Below are 20,678 nucleotides of genomic sequence, written 5' to 3' on the forward strand. Positions count from 1 at the left end.
ACAACAGCAACCGCACAGGTCAGCGTAAAAGGAATCCCGGCACCTTATCGGTGTCGGGATTCTTCGTATTCAGAAACCGTATGCGAACCTGTGCGGAACGCTCGCCCGCATCCGCCACGGCATCAGATCCGCTCGAGCGCCTGCTGCAGGTCGGCGATGAGGTCGTCGGCGTTCTCGATGCCGACCGAGATGCGCACCAGGTTCGCGGGCACCTGCAGCGTGGTACCGGCCACGGAGGCATGGGTCATGGCGGCGGGCACCTCGATGAGGCTTTCCACGCCACCCAGCGACTCGGCCAGCGTGAAGATCTGCGTATGGTCCACGAAACGCTTGGCCGCCTCGCCGCCGGCCGCAAGCTGCACGGAGACGATGCCGCCGAAGCCGCCGTGCATCTGTCGGGCGGCGATCTCATGGCCCGGGTGGGATTCAAGGCCCGGGCACCAGACTCGCTCGATCACATCGGAGGGCTGGGATTCCAGCCATTGCGCCACCTTGAGCGCGTTGGCGCTGTGACGCTTGACGCGCAGGTCCAGGGTCTTGAGTCCGCGGATGTCCAGCCAGGAATCGAACGGGGAGGGCACCGCACCGGCCGCATTCTGCAGGAACGCCACCTTCTCGCGAATCTCCTCGTCGTTCAGGACCACGGCGCCGCCGACCACGTCGGAGTGGCCGCCGATGTACTTGGTGGTGGAGTAGACCACCACGTCCGCGCCGTCCGCGAGCGGGTGCTGCAGGGCCGGCGAGGCGAAGGTGTTGTCCACCACGACCTTCGTGCCGTGCTTGTGCGCCACTTCGGCGGTGGCGGCGATGTCGGTGATGTTGAGCAGCGGGTTGGAGGGGGTCTCCACCCACACGTACTTGTACGGCTTGGCGGCGAGCGCCATCTCCACGGCCGCCGTGTCGGTGATGTCCACCACGTCGAGGCCCACGCCCCACGGCACGAACACCTTGGCCAACAGACGGTAGGTGCCGCCGTACACGTCGTTGCCGAGCAGGATGTTGTCGCCCGGCAGGATGGTGGAACGCAGTAGCACATCGATGGCGGCGAGGCCGGATGCGAAGCTCAGCGCATACTTGGCGCCCTCGACGGCCGCGAGCTGCTCGTCGAAGCTGGTGCGCGTGGGGTTGATGGAACGCGAGTAGTCATGTCCGCCCCTGAGGCCCAGCACACCGTCCTGCTTGAACGTGGAGGTGGCGAAGATCGGGGTCACGACGGCGCCGGTCGTGGGATCCGGCTCCTGACCGGCGTGGATGGCACGGGTGGCGAGGGCGGTATCGGCGAACTTGGCGTTGTATTCAGCGGACATGATGGTGGTTCCTTTCGGTGTGTTCGTATTCGAGGGTAATTCAGGGACGGATGATGGACTGATGACGGATGGGCGTGTTGGCGTCAGCGGGTATCAGTGTTATTGATGACCGGTTATGGGTTATGGGAGGGACCGGTCAGGCCAGATACTGCGCGGCGAGCGACGGCTTGGCGGTCCGGTCCACGATGTCGCCGTATCCGTTGGCGCGCATCCAGTCGTCGTTGAAGATCTTCTCGAGGTAGCTGCGGCCCGAATCGGGGGCCAGGACCACCACGATCTGGTTCTCGTCCAGATCGTTGGCAAGTGCGTACTTGATGGCGCTGGCCACGGCCATGCCGGAGGAGCCGCCGACCAGCAGCGCCTCCTCGCCCGCGAGCCTGCGGGTCATCTCGAAGGCCTCGGCGTCATTGACCTTGACGATGTCGTCGGTGATGTTGCGGTCGAAGGCCTTGGGATAAAAGTCCTCCCCCACGCCCTCGATGTCGTACTGGTGGACCTCGGCGAGCGAATCGGCGGAGTAGATGGAACCCTCCGGGTCCGAGCCGATCACCTTGACCGCGCCGTTCGATGCCTCCTTCAGGTACTTGCCGGTGCCGGAGATCGTGCCGCCGGTGCCGATGCCTGCCACGAAGTGCGTGACCTTGTGGTCGGTGGCCTCCCAGATCTCCGGACCGGTGGTGTAGTAGTGGCTTTCCGGGCCGTTCGGGTTGTCGTACTGGTTCGGACGGAAGCCGCCGGGGATCTCGTTGGCGAGGCGTTCGGCCACCTGATAGTAGGAGCGCGGGTCGTCCGGGCCGGCGTCGGTGGGGGTCACGATGACTTCGGTGCCGTACGCGCGCAGCACCGCACGCTTGGATTCGGAGACCTTGTCCGGCAGGGTGAAGATCGTGCGGTAGCCGCGCTGCTGGGCCACGAGCGCCAGTCCGACGCCGGTATTGCCGGACGTGGGCTCGACGATCACGCCTCCGGGCTTCAACTGTCCGGACTTCTCGGCAGCGTCGATGATGCGCTCGGCGATGCGATCCTTGGAGGAGCCGCCGGGGTTGAAGTATTCGACCTTGACGGCGATGGTGGCCTTGACGCCGAGCGACTGCGGGATGTGATTGAGCTTGACGAGCGGGGTGTTGCCGATGAGTTCCGCGAGGCTGTTGTGGATGGTCATGATGGAGGTCCTTTGCTGTACGGGGTGGTTGGTTTCGACTGATTGTCCATGTTGGCTGTCGTGAACCGACGTCCCCGGCGAGCGGAGGAGCGATGATGACCGTTGATTGAGATTCGTGTGGGATTCGTTGGGCTGCCAAGGATGATTGCCGCGCGGCGTTCGCCGTTTCACCGTTTTGTCCGGTGGTGGCTCCCATCCGTTGTGCGTGCGTCTCGACCGATGCGCCATAATACGCCATGGCTTCGGGTACGGAACACTTCCATACCGTGATTCATCGGAGACAACTGCGGTGACCGCCGCGATTCGAATGCTCTATCTCAAGTTATGCGTCACTGACCGCTCGCCCTGGGGCGTCGGTTAGCGACAACAACATGAGATGAACTGCATGCCTCATAGCGTAGCACAGCCCACGACCTCCGCGTGTCGCCCCGGGCGCACCGGCGGCCCGGTCACGCCGCCCGGTCACGAGCCCGGCACTCTCGGCGCACGACTGATTTCACGACGGAACATGACGCCGGCGGCGATGAGCGCACCGCTTATAGCGACGCGGCGGCGATGAGTTGCCGGGTGTAGTCGGACTGAGGGTCACCGAGCACAGCCGCCGTAGGTCCGGATTCGACCACGCGCCCCTCATGCAGGACAAGGATGCGGTCGGCGATATGCTGCACAACGCCCAGATCATGGGAGACCATGATGATGGCAGGACGAATCGGCTGGCCGGTGGCAGGGTCAAGGGCTCGGGAGCCCTCACCGGAGAGAATCGACTGGAAGGTCTCGAGAATCCGGACGCGGGCGGCCACGTCGATGGCGCTCATCGGCTCGTCGGCGAGAATCACGCGCGGCTCGTTGACGATGGCGCGGGCGATGGCCACGCGCTGGGCCTGTCCGCCGGACAAATCGCACGGGTAGCGGCCAAGGAACATGCGCGGGTCAAGGCCCACGCGGGCCAGCGCCTGCACGGTCTTGCCCTCCACCTCGTCGGCCGCGAAGCCAAGCGCGCGCCGACGCAACCACAACGGTTCGGACACCGACCGCTCGACCGTCCAACGCGGGTCAAGCGAACCGTACGGGTCCTGGAACACGATGGACGACTCGGCGCGCAGGGCCTTCATCCCGGCCGAGCCCCGGCTCACCTCGGCACCGCGATACACGATCTCGCCGGAATCGGCAGCCCCCAATCCGAGCATGATGCGGGTGAGCGTGGTCTTGCCCGACCCGGATGCGCCAATCACCGCAAGGCACTCCCCCGGCTGCACGTCGGCGGAAACGTCGAACAGCACCTGTCTGCGCGGGGCGCGGCCGAATCCCAACAGGCCGCGATGCATGTCGCGGGCCGCGAACGAAGCGTTGATGCTGCGCGCGGCGAGCAGGGGCGGCTCTGCGCCGGCGCCGGTATCGGTATCGACATCAGCATCGGCAGTGTGCAGCAGGGAATCCGATTCCCTTTCGGAGCCGGAAGCCCGGCCGTCGTCCGTCCGTTGGTCCCGAAGGATCCGGGATGGCGGACGCACCAAGGATGCCGAGGACGCCAGAGGCGTCCGGGCCGCATCGTCTCCGGTCTCGCGCCCAAGACGCTCCTCCCGGTCGGAGGCCAAAGTCGTCTGCGTCATCGAACCCCCTTCCCGATGCCGGCATGCAACGTCAGGTTGCGTGCGGCGGAAACCAGCCGTCGCGCTTCGACGGTCTTCGGCACGGCGAGCAGGTCGGCCGTATTCCCCGACTCCACAATACGTCCGGCGTCCAACACGTAGCATCGGGACGTGGCGCGGGCGAGCACCGAGAAATCATGGGTGATGAACAGCAAGGACGCGCCCGCGCCGTCCACGAGCGAGGTCAGCAGGTCCACAATCTGCCGTTGCGTGATGGAGTCGAGCGCGGTGGTCGGCTCGTCGGCGATGATGAGGCGCGGCGAGGTGACGAGCGCCGTGGCGATGCCGACGCGCTGCTGCTGTCCGCCGGACAGTTCATGAGGGTATTTGCCGGCCGTCTCCCCCGTCAGTCCGACCTTGTCGAGCATGGCCGTCACGCGTTCGACCCGTTCGGCCTTGCTGAGGTCGTAGTGCAGCCGCAAAGGCAGTGCGATCTGCTGCCCCACGGTCATCACCGGATTGAGCGATGCGGCCGGATTCTGGAACACCGTGCCCACGTATCGGCCACGAAGGTCGGCGAGTGCGCGTTCCGGCGCGCCAATCACCTCGGCGCCGCCCATCGTTATCGACCCGGATGCCGTCGCGCCCTGCGGCAGCAGTCCCAGTATGGCCTTGGAAATCATCGACTTACCGGAGCCGGAGGAGCCAATGAGCCCCACCCGCTCGCCGTCGGCTATGCTCAGGTCCACGTCGGAGACGATCGCGCGACCGCCGATGGCGACGCCAAGTCCACGGATGTCAACGCTCACCGTGTGCTCCTTCCGATCATGGCCGCAGTGTCCGACACATCCTCGGCACGTCTCTGTGCCGTATCGGCCTCGTCATTGTCAATGCCATCGACATCATCGACGCCGTCATCGCCATGCCCGGCGGGTACCGCGGCACCCGCCTGCCGCAGCGCAGGGTTGGACACCGGGTCGATGGCGTCGCGCAGCACGTCACCGAACACGTTCAACGCCACGACCACCAGCGTGACGATCAGACCCGGCCACAGCACGGTGAGGGGGAACACGTTGATGAGCTTGACCGAAGTGGCCAGCGAATGCCCCCAGCTCGGCACGCCAGAGGGCACGCCGATGCCGAGGTAGGTCAGGCCCGATTCGGCAAGCACCGCCGTGCCCGCCGACAGCGAGAGCTGCACGGCCAGCACCGGAAGGATGTTGGGGATGATGTGGCTGGTCAGCACCCGCCAGCCGCTCGCGCCATTGGACAGCGCCGACTCCACGTAGGCCGAGCGGGCGGCCAGCACTGCGGCAGGCCGGGCCACACGCGCCAGATTGAGTCCGTACCCGAATCCACAGGCGATGACGATCACGGTGACCGACGCGCCGAGCGGCACCGCCAGAATCAGCGCCACGAGCACCATGGGGATGGAGATCAGCGCATCGACCGCCACAACGGTGGCATTGGAAAGCGCGGCGTGGCGGGCCACCATCGCGGCGACCAGCGCCAGCCCCCATACGGCGGAGAGCACGACGGTAAGCAGCACGATGAGCAGATTGGTACGAGAGCCGGCCATGAGCCAGCTGAACACGTCCGAGCCGGTACCGTCGGTGCCGAGCCAGTGGTCGGCGGACGGCTTGGCCCAGACGTGGTAGCCGTCGGTGGCCCACAGGGATTGCGGCGTCCAGATGAGCGAGATCGCGGCGACCAGCACCCACAGTGCCAGCACGATCAGCGCGAATCTGCCCTCGCCGCGGCGCCACATGGACTTGAGGATGATGACCGGCGTGGAGGGGGCGGTCGGCGAAACGGTCATGCGTTCACCTCCGAAAGGTTTGCGGCGGTTTTCAGCCGGGGGTCGAGAAGACGGTGGAGCACATCCACCACGAGACCGATGGCGAGGAAGAACGCGGCGAGCAGGAACAGCTCGCTCTGCACGGCGATGAGGTCGCGATTGCCGACGTCCGTGACGAGCCCGTTGCCGATGCCGGGCAGGGCGAACAGGTTCTCGATGACCATCACGCCGGTGATCATCGAAGCGAACGTGAGGCCGATCACCGAGACCAGCTGCGGGGTGGCGAGCCGCAGTCCCACGCGCAGCACGGCCTGGGTCCGGGTCATGCCGCAGGAGCGGGCCATGTCGATGTAGCCGGAGCCGGCCAGATCGCCCAATGCGGCACGGGTGTAGCGCATCAGGGATGCGCCGACGATGATGCCGACCGTGAGCGCCGGCAGCACCAGCGACAGCAACGCCTTGCCCGGCGCGGCCCAGCCGTCGAGCGGGAACCCCTGCGAGGGCAGTATGCCGATCAGGCCCACGCCCCGCCCGAACAGCAGGATGAGCAGCATGCCGCCCCACAGGGCGGGCACGGCGCCGCCGACGATGGCCAGCATGTGGAACATGCCGCGTACTCGGGGCGAACGGGCCAGCACGGCCGCACAGCCCAACGGCAGCCCGATGGCGAGCGCGACAAGCAGCCCCGCGACGATGAGCGGAAAGGTGATGGAGGCCCGCGCGCCGACCAGCGCGGTCACGGAGCGGCCGGTCAGGATCGACGTACCGAAGTCGCCGCGGATGAGCGCGCCCATCCAGTCGAGGTATTGCGTCGTCAACGGACGGTTCAGGCCCAGTTGCTCGCGCAATTGGGCCGCCTTCTCGGGCGGGGCATTCACGCCAGCCATGATGGAGGCCACGTCGCCGGGCAGGATGCGCAGCGCCGCGAACACCACGACGGACAGGCCGAACAACGCCGCCACGAACAGCAGTAGTCGGCGGACGACGAATCGCATCGCCGGCCTCCTTTCCTTGGCACTTGGATGATTTCGGAGATCTTCTCAGTTACCTATGAGGCGGCTCCTCTCGGGGAGGGGAGCCGAGGTTTTCGCGAGCCGCGGCTACTTGGTGTACGTCACGTTGTACAGCGGCAGCACCGTCTGGTTGAGGTCGAAGGGGAAGCCCTCGACGCCCTTGGCCGTGACGGTGGTGATGCGGTAGTTGAACAGCCAGTCGGCCGGGGCGTCCTCGGAGACGAGCTTGGCGGCCTCGGCGAACTTGGCGTCGCGCTCCTGGTCCGAGGTGGCGGCCACGCCTTCGGCGTACAGCTTCTGCACGTCCTTGTTGTCGTAGCCGAAGTAGTACGTCGGGTCGGACCAGCTGGCGAAGTCGTGGCTCTCGTTGTGGTCCACCAGCGAGATGTCGAAATCGTGGTTGGTGTACACGTCCTGCAGCCAGGTGGAGAACTCCACTACGTTGACCTTGAGGTCGATGCCGATGGGCTTCAGCTGCGAGCGCAGCTGGTCGCCGAGCTCGGTGCCGTAGATGTTGGCGTAGGTGAGGGTCAGCGCGAGCGGCTTATCGGCCGAATATCCGGCCTCGGCCATCAGCGACTTGGCCTTGTCCTGATCGTAGGGGTACAGGCCGGTCAGGTCCTCGTATCCGGGGTCGAGCGACGGGATCGGGCCGCCCAGCGCCTTGTCCGCACCGCCGCGGGAGGCGATGATCTCCTCGTGGTTGATGGCGTAGCGAATGGCCTGACGCACACGCTTGTCGGCAAGCTTGGAGCCGGCCGCGTTGTTGAAGGCGAGCACGTACTTGTCGGTGCCGTTGCCGGCCTTGACCGTGTAGTTGTCGGTGTCGGAGGCGAACGGTCCGGCCAGCGTCTCGGTGATCGGCGCGAGCACCTGCACGTCGCCGGACTTCAGGGCGTTGACCGCGGCGTTGTCGTCGGCCAGGTACTTGACCACCACGGTGGGCGTCTTGGCCTTGTGGTCGCCCCAGTACTTGCCGTTGGCCTTGAGCGTGATCGAGCTGTTCTCCACGAACTTGGCGACCGTGTACGGGCCGGAGCCGATGGCCTGGGTCTTGAGGTCGTACGTGGCGTCCTTGTCGAACACGAGTCCGGCGCGGCCGGTCAGAATCCACAGCAGATTCGAGTTCGGGGTCTTCAGCGTGATGACGACGGTGTCGGCGTCCTTGGCCTCCACCTTGCTCACGGCGGCGAGCGCGTCGGCATCGTGGTACTGCTTGGCGATGAGCTCGTTGATCGACCAGGCCACGTCCTCGGCGTCAAGCGTGTCGCCGTTGGAGAAGGTCATGTTCTTGTTGAGTTGGAAGGTGTAGGTCAGGCCGTCCTTGGATTCGTCCCAGCTGGAGGCGATGGCGGGAACCACCTGGTTCTTCTCGTCTCGCGCCACCAGGCCCTCGTACACGTTGCCGATGAGCACCTGATCGAGTGCGGAGCCCGCGGTGTTGCGGATGTCGAGGTTGGTGGGGGCCAGTTTGAGGCCGATGGTCACGGTGTCGGCGGTCGTCGATGCGGATGCCGTGGTCTGGGAGTCGCTCTTGTCGTCCTTCGCGTACGCGAAGGTGATGCCGACCACGACGGCCACCGCCACGATCACGGCGATCAGCGAAATCAGCCACCACTTGGGGCCGTTCTTCTTCGGCTGCTTCGCGCGCGAGGCCAGGCTCGCGTCGGTGGTCGCGGCAGTTGCCGTGGTTGCGGCGGTTGCCGTGGTTACGGCGCTCTCCGCTGCCGCCGCGTTGTTCTCGGTTGCGCCGTTGCCCGCGTGCGCACCGTTGTCCCGGGACATGTCTTGAGACATGGTGTTTCCTCTTACCTGTTCTGTTATGTGCGATTATCGATATATCGGTTGGCCGCCCATGCCGGGTCGTCCACCGGCCCCCATCATAGACGCGAGGCCGTAATTCACGGGCATCGGTTTCTTTTTTGGTAGGTTCGTCGTTCCTTTGGTAGGTGCGCCTCTGCCCAGAGGCCGGAAAACGCACGATTACGATGTCCGCTCCCAAATGGACCTGCCAAAAGAACGACGAACCTACCAAAAGAAATGCGATACCGCAGCTGCAACGGGTAGGATTGCCTCTTGAAATCCATCTCAACGCTGGAGGGTTATCATGCTGGTCGCCGTCGATATCGGCAATACGAACATCGTGCTCGGTTTTTTGGATGAGGGCCGCATGGCCGGCACCTACCGCATCACCACCAAGGCGAACCACACGTCGGACGAATACGGGCTGTTCCTCACCGAATTCCTGCGAATGAGCGGTTTTGCGCCCGCGGATGTGGACGACGTGGTCATCTGTTCGGTGGTGCCGAAGGTCATGCATTCCTTCCGGGCATCGATCATCAAGTTCTTCGACATCGATCCGATGGTGGTGGGACCGGGCATCAGAACCGGCATGAACGTGCGCGTGGACGACCCGAAATCGCTGGGCGCGGACATCCTGGCCGATTGCGCCGGCGCCTACTACGAGTACGGCGGCCCGGTGCTGGTGGCCGATTTCGGTACGGCCACCACGTTCACGCATGTGAGCGACAAGGGCGTGATCGACGCCGGGGTAATCACCACCGGCATCCGCACGGGAGCGGCGGCGCTGTGGGGCGACACGGCCCAGCTGCCCGAGGTGGAGATCACCCGACCGGAGACGATTCTCGGCACGAACACCAAAACCTGCATGCAGGCCGGCCTGTACTACACGTTCCTGGGAGGCGTGGAGCGCACGATACTGCAATTCCGCAAGGAGCTCGGCGACGAGGATTTCCAAGTCATCGCCACGGGCGGACTGGGGCGCGTGTTCGAGAACGACACGGAACTCATCGACGTGTACGACCCGGACCTCATTTTCAAGGGCATGGCGCACATCTACGCCCGCAATGCGCAGTGACGGCGCGCCGAGGCCGGTGACGGCGAGGGAAGACGCCACCCCGACGCGCACGGCGCCACTTGCCCTGTGGCGTCCGCCGTTAACGCCGCAGGGCCGGCAAACCGCCGGACGCAGCCGGCCCCCACAGGATCGCCACCGGACGCGGATGTCGCGGAATCGCCGCGGAATCGCCACCGGATTCCCGCAGAACGGCGCTATTGAATCGTGAAGCCCTGATTGAAGCCGTATTCCTTGAGGTCCTTCTCCCAGTTGGCCAACCCGTCGGCGAGCGAGACCTTCCTGCCGGGGTCGTCGAGCGGCTGCAGCGGGTTGCCGTCGTCATCGGTCTGTCCGAGTTCGATGGCGGCCTGCCGTCGCGCATACGCCTGGAAGCTGGACGCCCAACGGTAGGCCTTGCCCACCGTTGACTTGAAGTCGTTGCGCGCATACACCTCGAACGGCAGGTACTGGTATCCCACCGACACGTCCTCTGCGGCCTCGGACAGCACCCGGTTGAACTTCTGGCCGCCGAAGTACGGGATTTCGATGCCGCTGTCGTTGGTCACCGTGGTCTTGTCGAGGAAGCTCTGCGAGTTGAGCGTGGTGTAGTCGGCCGGGAAGGCGCCACCGGCCACGCGGGTGGCGATGCCCTGCGCGTCATGGGTCACGAAGTCCACGAAGCGGTAGGCGGCGTCGGGCTTGCGCGTCAACTGAAGCACGGCGAGCGCCGATCCGCCGCTTTCCGCATTGGTCGGCTGTCCGTCATAGGTGGGCATGGTGGTGACGCGCCACAGACCCGCCGCGCCCGGCACGTTCGACAGCAGCAATGACGGCATCCAGGCACCGGAGAACACGGAGGCGATGGTGCCGGTGCCCACGCGCCGCTTCCATCGCTCCGACCATGTGGCCGAGGTGGTGTCGATGAGGCCCTCGTCGATCATCTTCTGCCAGAATTCGGTGAATCGTTGCGTGCCTTGATCGTGCTCGAGGTCGATGGTGACGGTCTTGCCGTCAATGGAGGTGTGGAAGGGCTGTCCGCCGGCGAGCCAAACCATGGCGTCGTAGAAGCTGCCGTCGCCGGCATCGGCGGCGATGTAGGCGTCGATGGCCTTGAGCTTTTTGGCGGCCTCGTAATAGTCGTCCCACGTCTTGATCTGCGTGGCGTCCACGCCGGCCTGCCGGAACACGTCCTCGTTGTAGAAGAAGCCCATCGGACCGGAATCCATCGGCAGCCCGTACACCCGACCGGCCAGCTGCACGGACGACCATGTGCCGAGGGTGAAGAAGTTCGCGTAATCGGCGCTGGTGCGGTAGGTCAGGTCGAGCAGCTGTCCCGAGACGGCATACTGCTGAAGCGCGTAGTATTCGATCTGCGCCACGTCCGGGGTGCCGTAGCCGTCCTGGATGGCGGTGTTGAGGTTGTCGTAGCCGGAGATGTCGGTCCATTCGACGCGGATGTCCGGATTGGCCTTTTCGAATTGCTGGATGACCTTGCCCATGCTCGGCTCCCAGCTCCACACGCTGATGACAGTGCGGTTGTCCTGCGTGGCCTGTCCGCAGGAGGCGAGGGATACGGTCAGGATGGCCGCCACCGCGGCGGTCGCCATGTGTCTGATTCGTCGTCCGGTCGTACGCATGGTGACGAGTCTACTATCCGCCGGGTATGGCGAAGCCCACGACGAAAACAGCGGAACCCCGCCCGCACCAATCGTGCGAGCGGGGTTCCTGTGATGGGAATCGGGACCGGGGACAATAGGTCCCGCATCACCCGGTGATTGACTCGGTCATCGGGCCAGCGGCTTACTTGACGGTGAAGCCCTGATCCTTGCCGTAGTCCTGCAGGGCCTTCTGCCAAGCGGCCACGCCGTCGGACAGCTTCTGGTCACCGGTGTAGGACTTGCCGAGGTAGTCGCCGAAGACCGTGCGGGCCTTCACCTCGAAGGGCAGGAACTGGTAGTCGGAGGACACGTTCTCAGCGGCCTGAGCGAGGACCTCGTTGTACTTCTGACCACCGAAGTAGTCCACGTCCTCACCATCGGAGTTCTTGACGGTGGTGGCGTTCTTGAAGGAGTCGGACTCCATGGAGGCCTTGTCGGCCGGGAAGGCGCCGCCGGCCACACGGGTGGCCACGCCGTCGCCGTGGTTCGCGTACTCGATGAACTTGTACGCGGCATCGGCCTTCTTGGAGGAGGCGAGCACGGCCAGCGAGGAGCCGCCGTTCTCGGAGTTGGTGGCGGAACCGTCGGCGGTCGGCATCTGGGTCACGCGCCACTTGCCGGCGCCGGCCGGGGCGGAGTTGGCGAGGTTGGCCGGCATCCAAGCGCCGGTGAACAGGGAGGCGATGGTGCCGTCGGCCATACCCTTGAACCAGTCCTCGGACCAACCGGCGGTCTTGGTGTCGAGCAGGCCCTCGTCGAGCAGCTTCTGCCAGAAGTCGGTGAAGGTCTTGACCTTCTCGTCGCCGGTGAGGTTGATGGTGACCTCGGAGCCGTCGGAGGAGGTGCTGAACGGCTTGGCGCCGGCCAGCCAGGTCATCGAGTCGAAGAAGCCGGCGTCACCGGTGTCGGAGGTGATGTAGTAGTTGTCGCCGAGGGCGTGAATCTTCTTGGCGGCCTCGTAGTAGTCGTCCCAGGTCTTGATGGACTCGGCGTCAACGCCGGCCTTGTCGAAGACCTCCTTGTCGTAGAAGAAGGCCATCGGGCCGGAATCCATCGGCAGGCCGTACACCTTGCCGGCGAACTGCACGGAAGCCCACGGGCCGGGGGTGTAGAAGTCCTCGTAGCCGGAGGTCTTGTCGGTGATGTCGAGCAGGTTGCCCTTGATGGCGTACTGCGGGATGGCGTAGTACTCGACCTGGGCGACGTCCGGGGCGCCGGAGCCGGCCTCGATGGCGTTGTCCAGCTGGGTGTATTCCTTGGTGTTGGTGCCGACGTTCTTGAGGTCGACCTTGATGCCGGTCTCCTTCTCGAAGTCCTTGGCAACCTGGGTCAGCGTGGGCTCCCAAGCCCACACGGTGATCTCCTGCACATCCTTCTCCTGTGCAGGCTGGCTGCTGTTGGAGCCGCTATCGGAGCCGCAGGCGGCAACGGAAACCAGCATGGCGACGGCGCCGGTGAGCGCGACGGCCTTCTTGGCGTTGGTGAACTTCATCGTTCTGTTCTCCTTCCTCGAATCGTCCAGAACGATTCAAACTTATTATGTCGCTCGTAACCATTGCCATATATCGGGGATTACTACCAGGGTTTCCTCGACTTTGAGAACCAGCCCTCTCCGGCTGATTTCATTGGTATGGTTGCGATAACATCTTCTAGTATACACACCGTCTCAAAGAATGCAACCGAAGACACCGGGCGTGTTATCGCAAACACTCGTATCATTCGGCCGGGCTGCATCACACCGGAAGGCGGATTGCGCGGAACCGCACCATCGCCCCGAATGTGCGTCCTCCCAATAACAAAAAGGCTCTGTTACGCCAGAATTGACATGGATTAATCCGTTCAGGTTTATGTTGGGTTGCTTTCTCAGGGAAATCAACCCAACTGGCTCTCCGTATGTCAAAGTTGGTTTAGCAGAGCCAACAAAAATGTACGCCTTCCAACAACTACAACTACAACTACAACAAAGGGGTGGGTTCCGATGGAAGTATCCTTCCGTCGGAACCCACCCCTTCAGAGCTCTGCATGAACACAATGCATGCAGTCGCGAGGCAGTCCTACAACTTCACCACCAGCACACCGTTCGGCTGGATGGCAGCCGTGTGCTCGGATTCGTTGACCTGCGCGAGTGAGGCGACCAGCGGCTCGCCTTCGACGTCGGCCACGGCCACCTCGTGCGTGCGGTTGAACAGGAACACGAAGTGGTTCTCGCCGGTCTCGTCCGTGCGTTCGACGCGCAGCACCTCGCCGCGGTCGTCACCGGAGGGCGTCTCGATGCCGAGCTCCCCGAGCAGTGCGGGCAGGCTCTGGGCCAGACCCTCACGGCCGAGTCGTGCGCCGATGTACGCGGCCTTGCCGTCACCGAAGTCGTTGACGGTGATGGCGGGAGCTCCGTTGAGACCGGTCCACTTGTCCGCCTTGAACTGGGCGACCACATGCGCGGAATCCGCCACGGAGGTGATCACGTCGGCGAAGTCATGCGCAACGGCGCCATTCGTAAGCTCGAGGTGGCCCACGGCACCGGGGAAGTCATCGCCCAGCGGGGCGAACTCCTCGACGCGCACGCCCACCACGTCGCGGATGGAGCCGGGGTAACCGCCCAGCCAGACGTGGTCCTTCTCATCCACCAGACCGGTGTAGTAGGTGGCGAACAGCTTGCCGCCGTTGGCCACATAGTCGCGCACGCGCCGCGAGGTCTCCTCGGAGAGGATGGTCAGGCTCGGCAGCACGACGGCCTCATACTGGTCCCAGTCCCCGCGCACCGGCACCACGTCGGCGGTCAGGCCGTTGTCCGCCAACGCACGGAACCACGCGAGCGGCTCGGTCCAATGGCGTACCTCCTGGGTGGGCGTGGCGGTGTGCTCCGTGGCCCACTGGGACTCGTAGTCGAAGACGACGGCGACCTTGGACTTGACCAGCTTGGTACCAAGCAGTCCCTCGTCGGCGAGCTTGCCGAGGTCGGCGCCCAGCTCGCACACGTCGCGGAAGACCTGGGAATCGGCGCCAGCGTGCGGCACCATCGAGGAGTGCCACTTCTCGGCGCCTGCCTTGGACTGTCGCCACTGGAAGTAGCAGATGGCATCGGCGCCCATGGCCAGATGCGCGAGGGAGTCGCGCACCAGTTCGCCCGGCTCGTTGCGATAGTTGATCGGACGCCAGTTCACGGCGGACGTCGAATGCTCCATGAGGAACCACGGGTTCTTGCGGGCGATGCCGTCGGTGAGGGATGCGGAGTAGGCCAGCTCGTCGAAGTGGGCCTCGCCGGGCGTGAAGTAGTGGTCGTTGGACACGAAGTCCACGTCGTAGCCCCACTTGTCGTAGTCGAGACCGGTGCCGCCGGCGGAGACCATGAAGTTGGTGGTCTGCGGCTTGGGAGCGATCTCGAGTAGCGTATCGCGTTCGGCGCGGTAGAAGTCAAGCAGCGCGTCGGAGCTGAAGCGCTTCCAGTCGAGCAGCTTGCCCGGGTTCATGAAGTTGCCGTCGCCGATGAAGCGCGGCGGGATGATCTCGGAGAAGTTGTTCATGCGCTGCGCCCAGAAGGCGGTGCCCCAGGCATCGTTCACGGCGTCGATGGTGCCGTACTTCTTCTCGCACCACTTCTGGAAGGCGCGCTCGGCGTCTTCGGAGTAGTCGAAGCGGTTGTGGCAGCCGTACTCGTTGCTCACATGCCAGGCCACCACATACGGGTTGTCCTTGTAATGCTCGGCCATCTTGCGGCACAGCTTGAGCGCGTACTCGAGGAAGACCGGGCTGGTGGCACGCCAGTGCTGGCGGGCGCCGGGATGGCAGACGTCGCCGCGGTAATCCACCCAGAGAATCTCGGGATGGGCCTGGGTGAGCCACATCGGCGGCGAGGCGGTGCCGGATGCGAGATCGACCGCGATGCCGGCCTTGCCGAGCTTGTCGATGACGCGGTCGAGCCAGTCGAAGTCGTAGACGCCCTCCTCGGGCTCAAGCTTGGCCCAGGAGAAAATGGCGACGGAGACCAGATTGACCCCGGCCTTCCTCATGAGTTCGATGTCCTCGTCCCAGACCTCTTCTGGCCACTGGTCGGGGTTGTAGTCGCCGCCGTACCAGATGCGGGGCTTCTGCCCCTCAAGCGGCTGCGGCCACTGGAATGTCCTGTGTTCGCTCATTGGTATCGTAATTCCTTTGCCTCGTTCTTGTTCTTCCATATCGTTGTTCTCATCGGCTTCGATGGAACGAAAGCCGGTGAGCCGTCGAAACGCCAGCTCACCGGCTGTGTGTTGTTCATTGCCGCTCGTTCATTACCGCCGATTCGGCGGAATCTGAACGATGCGCAACAGCAGGAATCGCTCCATTCGCCTAGGCTCTCACTCCTTGACTGCGCCGGCGGCGAGGCCGGACTGCCAGTACTTCTGGAGCATGAGGACGCGATCACCAGCGGGATGATCGTGATCAGCGAGCCCGTGATCACCAGGTTCTGGATCGCCTGACCACCAGCAGTGCTGGCCTGGTCCTTCCACTGGTTCAGACCGATCGTCAACGGATACCAGTCCGCGTCCTTCAGCATGATCAACGGCAGGAAGTAGTTGTTCCACGTCGCCACGATCGTGAACAACGCCGTCGTCACGATACCCGGAGCCAACAGGGGCAGGCTGATCGTCCAGAACGTGCGCCACTCCGACGCCCCGTCCACGCGCGCCGCCTCCAACAGTTCGGTCGGCACCGCCTGATCACTGAAGATCCACATCAGGTACAAACCGAACGGGCTGATCAGCGAGGGGATGATCATGGCCCACGGCGTGTTGGTCAACCCAAGCTTGGCGAACAGGAGGAACTGCGGGACCGCCAAGGCGATGCCCGGCACGCTGATCGAGCCGATGATCACCGCGAACACCGCCTTCCTGCCCGGGAAGCGGAACTTGGCCAAAGCATAGCCGCCCATGATCGCCAGCAGGGTCGCGCCGCCCGCGCCCACCACCACGTACAGGATCGTGTTGATGAGCCAACGGCCGAAGATCCCCTCCTGGTAGGTGAACACCGTCACGATGTTGTCCCACAGTGCGAACGACTTGCCGAAGCCCAGACCGAACGTCGAGGTGAAGTCCGCCTGCGTCTTCGTCGCGTTGATCATCAGGTAGACGAACGGGAACAGGCAGTACACCGCGAAGATCGCGCACAACACCGTCATCAGCGTCGAACGCCTCGGGTTGTTCACGTTCGCGAACCCGGCCTTCGCGCTCCGCTTACGCTCCGCGGCCTCATCACGCGCGATGCGCTTCTGACGCTCCTTCTCCGCCTTCCTCGCGGCCCGCTCCTGGGCCCTCAACTCCGCATCCGACAGACGCGTCGCATTCGACGCCACCGCGTTGCTCATCACGCACGCTCCTTCACCATCACGGCCACGGCCACACTCACGGTCATCATCTTCGAAACAGTCACCGGGCGCATCACTTCATCTGCTCCTTCATGCTCCGCAGCTGCACCGCATAGGCGATGGCCATCGTGATCACGGCCATCACGATCGCCAGGGCGGCGGCGTAATTGCTCTGGTTGCCACTGAAGCTCAGGTTGTACGCGTACATGTTCGGCGTGTAGTACGTCGTGATCGCATTACCCGGCACCATGCTCTGCAAAATCGAAGGCTCGTTGAACAGCTGGAACGAACCGATGATCGAGAAGATCACCGTGATCGCCAGCGAACCCTTGAGCTCCGGCAGCTTGATCGACTTCACGATCTGCCACTCCGACGCGCCGTCGATGCTCGCCGCCTCATACAGGGAGTGCGGGATCGTGGACAGCGAGCTGTAGAAGATCAGCATGTTGTAGCCCGTGAACTCCCACGTGTTGATGTTGCCGATCGAAGCCAACAGGACGCTCGGGTTGAACATGTCGATGTTGGTGCCCAGGAAATCGTTCAGGGAGCCAACCAGACCGTACTTCGCGCCATACACGAAACCCCAAATCAGGGTCGACACCACCGCCGGCACCGCGTACGGCAGGAACGTGGAGATGCGGAAGAACTTCGTGCCATGCAGCTTCATCGAATCGATCGCCAGGGCCATCGCGGCGGCCAGGAACAGCATGATCGGCACCTGCACCACCGTGAACAAAGCCACACGACCCACCGACGACCAGAACTGCTGATCCCCCAACAGGCGCGCGTAGTTCTCCAACCCCACGAACCTCGTGCCACCGATCATCTGCTTCTTAAAGAACGAGATATAAATCGCGTACACGATCGGCACGATGAACACGAACACGAACACCACCGCAAAAGGCGCCATGAACTTCCAACCACGCCAATCCGCCTTATGCTTATTCACCCGCACTTGCCCCGCTCCCGCGGAACCGGCGGCGATATCGGCTGAAGACATCTCCAACCCCTCTCCTTCGAAGGTTGACAAAAAATGTTTGCGTTATCATCATAACATGATTCCAAACATTGTCCAGTCATGTTGAATCCTGTGTTTTAGACATATCTGATACAATGGTCACGAAAACAATGATGTTATCGTTACCGTTGTCAGTACAATGACCATTGTTGTTGATAACTGTTATAACTGTCGTCATCCAGTCAATCGGGGGGTTGCAATGTCGAGGCCAGCTCAGGTATCCATGCAAGATGTGGCCAAAGAGGCCGGAGTCTCCCCGCAGACCGTCTCCCGTGTGGCCAACGGCAGCGATGCCGTCAAACCCGAAACCCGTCAGAAGGTCGAGGCCGCCATGCAGAAGCTCGGCTACCGGCCCAACTATGCGGCCCGCGCCCTGAAACGCGGACGGTTCCAAGATATCGGCGTGGTGATGTTCAACACCTCCAGCTTCGGCAACGCAAGACTCCTTGACTCCATCATCACCAGCGCCACTGAAACCGATTACTCGGTGACCATCCAAACGATGCGGCACGGCGCGGAACGCACGCTTGCCGCAGCCATCGAACGCATGCAACTCCAGCCGGTCGACGGCGTTATCGTCATGCTCGAGGAGCGCATCTCGGACTTCGTCGGATACAGGCCCCCCAAGGAACTTCCGGTGGTGCTCATCTGCGAAGGCGCGGCGGACCACTGCCCCACCGTGGATGCCGACCACTACGGCTGCTCCACCGCCGTAGTGGACTACCTCATGAGCAAGGGGCACAAAACCGTCTATCACATCGCCGGCCCCGCAACCTCGCGCGCCGCCGAAAGCCGCGCCCGTGGATGGCGCGAGGCGCTGGAGCAGATGGGCGCGCCGGTGCCTGCCATGTATATAGGCGACTGGTGTGCCGACTCCGGTTACCAGGCCGGCGTGGCGCTGGCGCACGACCCGAATTGCACGGCCATCTACGCCGCCAACGATCAGATGGCGTACGGCGCGATCATGGGGCTGCAGTCCGCCGGCAAGCGTGTACCCGAAGACGTGAGCGTGGTGGGCGTGGACGATTCGCTGGTGGACATGGTCCCCCGGCTGAACCTCACCACCATGCGCATGCGGTTCGACGACATCGGCGCCGCCGCATTCTCCATGGTCCGCCGACAGTGCGAGGGCGAAAAGGTGCCGGTCGGCATCAAGACCGTGATTCCGACCGAGCTCATCGAGCGCGGCTCCGTGCGCGATATCAGCTGAGGACGGGCTATCCCCCGTTCCTCGGCAAACGTAAGTCAGGAACGAAGGTATGTTACGTTTCGTCCCATTTCTGGGTATCAAAACGGGACGAAACGTAAATCGATGCCGTCTGAAACTTACGTTTCGTCCCGTTTATGCCGCGTGTGCCGCTGAGTCCGGCTTCGTCTCATTCGAATGGATGGCTACCTCGCCCTTCTTGCAGCGTCCGCCTGATGCTTCAATCTCCACCTCCCGTCCGACCCGCCCGACAGCTCATGGCTCACTCATGCTCATAGAACGGAATCGCATCGGTACGCGGTACCCGGGCATCCATCAACTTCGACCACAAGGCGCCAGGCGTCACCACATCGTCGTACGTGGCATGAACCACAGTCGTGACACCAGCACGAAGCAGCATATCGTCACGAGTTTTTTCGTCACTCACCACCTGCTGGATGTCACGCCGCTTCGTCATGGACGGATCGACGTATTTTCGCATGCCGTCATATTCCAGGACAATCGTTCGCCCATCGTCGGTATGCCAAACGAAATCGACACGGCGGGAGTGCCATGCGTTGTCCGGATCGGTGAACTCGCGTTGCAGTTCCGGAACAGCGAACCCCGAATCAATCAACGTCGCCCGGCACAACGATTCCCCACCGTTCTCACTGCGCACATCGGCATAATGCAGCAGCCGAAACACCGGCCCGCAATCGGCACGAATGCGATCACATTCGTCGATTATCGCATCCGCATCCGTGAGCCTCCTGCGCAATGCCGAATCGAACATCCCCAATACCACTCGGAACGGGTATCGTAACGCGCAATCGACAAGCGTTCTGGCCGGCGTGGTGGTGAGAACGGACACCGTCGTCTCCCCCAACACGTAACGGACCGTGCAGAACCGATCCGATGACACAAAGACAGGCGTCGTTTGCGCGCGTGTATGCGCCTGCCTACCGGGGCCCGAAACAACGTAAACGGCATCGTCCTTCAGCAGGGTCCACGTATACTCCAGATTCATTGCCGCCGCCGCACTCAGTCCCGCATACACCCAATTCGGATGACGACGTGACAATGCCTCCAGAATATGCAGCGTACGCTGCTTCGGATTTAGCTGATTCCAATATGCCGCTTCAGCATAGATGCCCCGATAGGGACTGATCATCTCACCACGGCGAATCCTTCGGCCTATTCTTTTGCGTGCCGCGGCATCCACCCCGGTGACGCATAGCTGCGTCGCGGATTGTGCTCCCGCTTCCTTGGCTTCACTGGATTCCTTGGCTCCCTTGGCTCCTTTGGCGGCTCCCTTGCCTTGTGACGATGCTCCCATTGTTCCCAACTTTCCGGCCGATAATCGACGCGCAATCTCGACATTCCCCAATATCGACGCCCCTTTACGTGTCGTACCAGCATCGCCTATCGGGCAGACAGCCGTGACGATTTGACGTCGTTTTGCCGTTTCCACCGCCGCGGGATTCGGGAGTGCGGGATGCGGGAGGGATTCGGGAGGGCCACCGTTCCACGGCTCACCGGCATGACGTGACGGCGTAGATCCTGTCACCGTTGTATCCGGGCGGGCTACGGTATGCAATCCGGCCTGCGGCATGCGCGTCGCCCGTCACCATTGCCGCGGCACCGTTCGAAACCGGCCAAGGACTGGCTCGACTCCACCGGTTCGACCACGAAAACGGGACGAAACGTAAGTCAGGAACGAGGTCATGTTACGTTTCGTCCCGTTTCTGGGTA

The 20,678-nt window shown here is 63.4% G+C and carries 14 protein-coding genes and 1 pseudogene; 2 read left to right on the forward strand and 13 right to left on the reverse strand.

All coding sequences use genetic code 11. The annotated features are described in order from the left end of the window. Nucleotides 1-122: 122 nt before the first annotated feature. From BG22_RS06060 to BG22_RS06090, 7 genes are all read right to left on the reverse strand, one after another. Nucleotides 123-1,307 (reverse strand): cystathionine gamma-synthase, encoded by a 1,185-nt coding sequence (locus tag BG22_RS06060; RefSeq protein ID WP_140494109.1) that lies wholly within the window; start codon nt 1,305-1,307, stop codon nt 123-125. A 136-nt stretch (nt 1,308-1,443) separates the two neighbouring features. Further along, complete coding sequence (locus BG22_RS06065; protein WP_140494111.1) at nt 1,444-2,469, reverse strand: pyridoxal-phosphate dependent enzyme; 1,026 nt, start codon at nt 2,467-2,469, stop codon at nt 1,444-1,446. 536 nt (nt 2,470-3,005) lie between these two features. Beyond that, a complete protein-coding gene (locus tag BG22_RS06070; RefSeq protein ID WP_140494132.1) occupies nt 3,006-3,794 on the reverse strand; it encodes an ABC transporter ATP-binding protein in 789 nt (262 codons plus the stop codon). 281 nt (nt 3,795-4,075) lie between these two features. After that, nucleotides 4,076-4,867 (reverse strand): ABC transporter ATP-binding protein, encoded by a 792-nt coding sequence (locus tag BG22_RS06075; protein WP_140494113.1) that lies wholly within the window; start codon nt 4,865-4,867, stop codon nt 4,076-4,078. Beyond that, nucleotides 4,864-5,826 (reverse strand): ABC transporter permease, encoded by a 963-nt coding sequence (locus tag BG22_RS06080; protein ID WP_181163409.1) that lies wholly within the window; start codon nt 5,824-5,826, stop codon nt 4,864-4,866. The genes BG22_RS06075 and BG22_RS06080 overlap by 4 nt, the downstream gene beginning before the upstream one ends. Nucleotides 5,827-5,873: 47 nt before the next feature. Further along, a complete protein-coding gene (locus BG22_RS06085) occupies nt 5,874-6,851 on the reverse strand; it encodes an ABC transporter permease (protein WP_140494117.1) in 978 nt (325 codons plus the stop codon). A gap of 105 nt (nt 6,852-6,956) precedes the next feature. Further along, nucleotides 6,957-8,654 carry an ABC transporter substrate-binding protein gene (locus BG22_RS06090; protein ID WP_140494134.1) on the reverse strand — a complete coding sequence of 566 codons (1,698 nt, stop codon included), beginning with the start codon at nt 8,652-8,654 and terminating at the stop codon, nt 6,957-6,959. Nucleotides 8,655-8,976: 322 nt separating this feature from the next. On the opposite strand from BG22_RS06090, the gene BG22_RS06095 reads away from it, so the two are divergent. Then, nucleotides 8,977-9,747 carry a type III pantothenate kinase gene (locus tag BG22_RS06095; RefSeq protein WP_140494119.1) on the forward strand — a complete coding sequence of 257 codons (771 nt, stop codon included), beginning with the start codon at nt 8,977-8,979 and terminating at the stop codon, nt 9,745-9,747. Nucleotides 9,748-9,941: 194 nt separating this feature from the next. On the opposite strand, the gene BG22_RS06100 is transcribed toward BG22_RS06095, so the two are convergent. From BG22_RS06100 to BG22_RS06120, 5 genes and pseudogenes are all read right to left on the reverse strand, one after another. Further along, complete coding sequence (locus BG22_RS06100; RefSeq protein ID WP_181163407.1) at nt 9,942-11,363, reverse strand: ABC transporter substrate-binding protein; 1,422 nt, start codon at nt 11,361-11,363, stop codon at nt 9,942-9,944. A 163-nt stretch (nt 11,364-11,526) separates the two neighbouring features. Then, nucleotides 11,527-12,876 (reverse strand): sugar ABC transporter substrate-binding protein, encoded by a 1,350-nt coding sequence (locus tag BG22_RS06105; protein WP_140494121.1) that lies wholly within the window; start codon nt 12,874-12,876, stop codon nt 11,527-11,529. A gap of 562 nt (nt 12,877-13,438) precedes the next feature. Beyond that, entirely contained in the window at nt 13,439-15,517 is a 2,079-nt protein-coding gene (locus BG22_RS06110; protein ID WP_140494123.1) for a beta-galactosidase, read from the reverse strand. 198 nt (nt 15,518-15,715) lie between these two features. Then, nucleotides 15,716-16,722: pseudogene (locus tag BG22_RS06115) on the reverse strand (ABC transporter permease subunit). Nucleotides 16,723-16,795: 73 nt separating this feature from the next. Beyond that, entirely contained in the window at nt 16,796-17,722 is a 927-nt protein-coding gene (locus BG22_RS06120) for a carbohydrate ABC transporter permease (RefSeq protein ID WP_181163408.1), read from the reverse strand. Nucleotides 17,723-17,963: 241 nt separating this feature from the next. Between BG22_RS06120 and BG22_RS06125 the strand changes: the two genes are divergently transcribed. Continuing rightward, nucleotides 17,964-18,950, forward strand: coding sequence for a LacI family DNA-binding transcriptional regulator (locus BG22_RS06125; RefSeq protein ID WP_181163410.1), 987 nt, complete (start codon nt 17,964-17,966; stop codon nt 18,948-18,950). Nucleotides 18,951-19,209: 259 nt separating this feature from the next. Here BG22_RS06125 and BG22_RS06130 read toward each other — a convergent pair whose 3' ends face one another. Further along, the gene (locus BG22_RS06130) at nt 19,210-20,397 is read right to left on the reverse strand and encodes a CTP synthase (protein WP_140494130.1); all 1,188 of its coding nucleotides are present in this window, start codon (nt 20,395-20,397) and stop codon (nt 19,210-19,212) included. Nucleotides 20,398-20,678: the final 281 nt, after the last annotated feature.

Source organism: Bifidobacterium sp. UTBIF-78 (assembly GCF_006408945.1).
GTDB classification, from domain to species: Bacteria; Actinomycetota; Actinomycetes; order Actinomycetales; family Bifidobacteriaceae; genus Bifidobacterium; species Bifidobacterium myosotis.

Bases quoted from the DNA above. Each gene is read 5' to 3' on its own strand.
- BG22_RS06060 (WP_140494109.1), bottom strand. From the start codon at position 1,307: ATGTCCGCTGAATACAACGCCAAGTTCGCCGATACCGCCCTCGCCACC.
- BG22_RS06065 (WP_140494111.1), bottom strand. From the start codon at position 2,469: ATGACCATCCACAACAGCCTCGCGGAACTCATCGGCAACACCCCGCTC.
- BG22_RS06070 (WP_140494132.1), bottom strand. From the start codon at position 3,794: ATGCATCGCGGCCTGTTGGGATTCGGCCGCGCCCCGCGCAGACAGGTG.
- BG22_RS06080 (WP_181163409.1), bottom strand. From the start codon at position 5,826: ATGTGGCGCCGCGGCGAGGGCAGATTCGCGCTGATCGTGCTGGCACTG.
- BG22_RS06085 (WP_140494117.1), bottom strand. From the start codon at position 6,851: ATGCGATTCGTCGTCCGCCGACTACTGCTGTTCGTGGCGGCGTTGTTC.
- BG22_RS06090 (WP_140494134.1), bottom strand. From the start codon at position 8,654: ATGTCCCGGGACAACGGTGCGCACGCGGGCAACGGCGCAACCGAGAAC.
- BG22_RS06095 (WP_140494119.1), top strand. From the start codon at position 8,977: ATGCTGGTCGCCGTCGATATCGGCAATACGAACATCGTGCTCGGTTTT.
- BG22_RS06100 (WP_181163407.1), bottom strand. From the start codon at position 11,363: ATGCGTACGACCGGACGACGAATCAGACACATGGCGACCGCCGCGGTG.
- BG22_RS06105 (WP_140494121.1), bottom strand. From the start codon at position 12,876: ATGAAGTTCACCAACGCCAAGAAGGCCGTCGCGCTCACCGGCGCCGTC.
- BG22_RS06110 (WP_140494123.1), bottom strand. From the start codon at position 15,517: ATGAGCGAACACAGGACATTCCAGTGGCCGCAGCCGCTTGAGGGGCAG.
- BG22_RS06120 (WP_181163408.1), bottom strand. From the start codon at position 17,722: ATGTCTTCAGCCGATATCGCCGCCGGTTCCGCGGGAGCGGGGCAAGTG.
- BG22_RS06125 (WP_181163410.1), top strand. From the start codon at position 17,964: ATGCAAGATGTGGCCAAAGAGGCCGGAGTCTCCCCGCAGACCGTCTCC.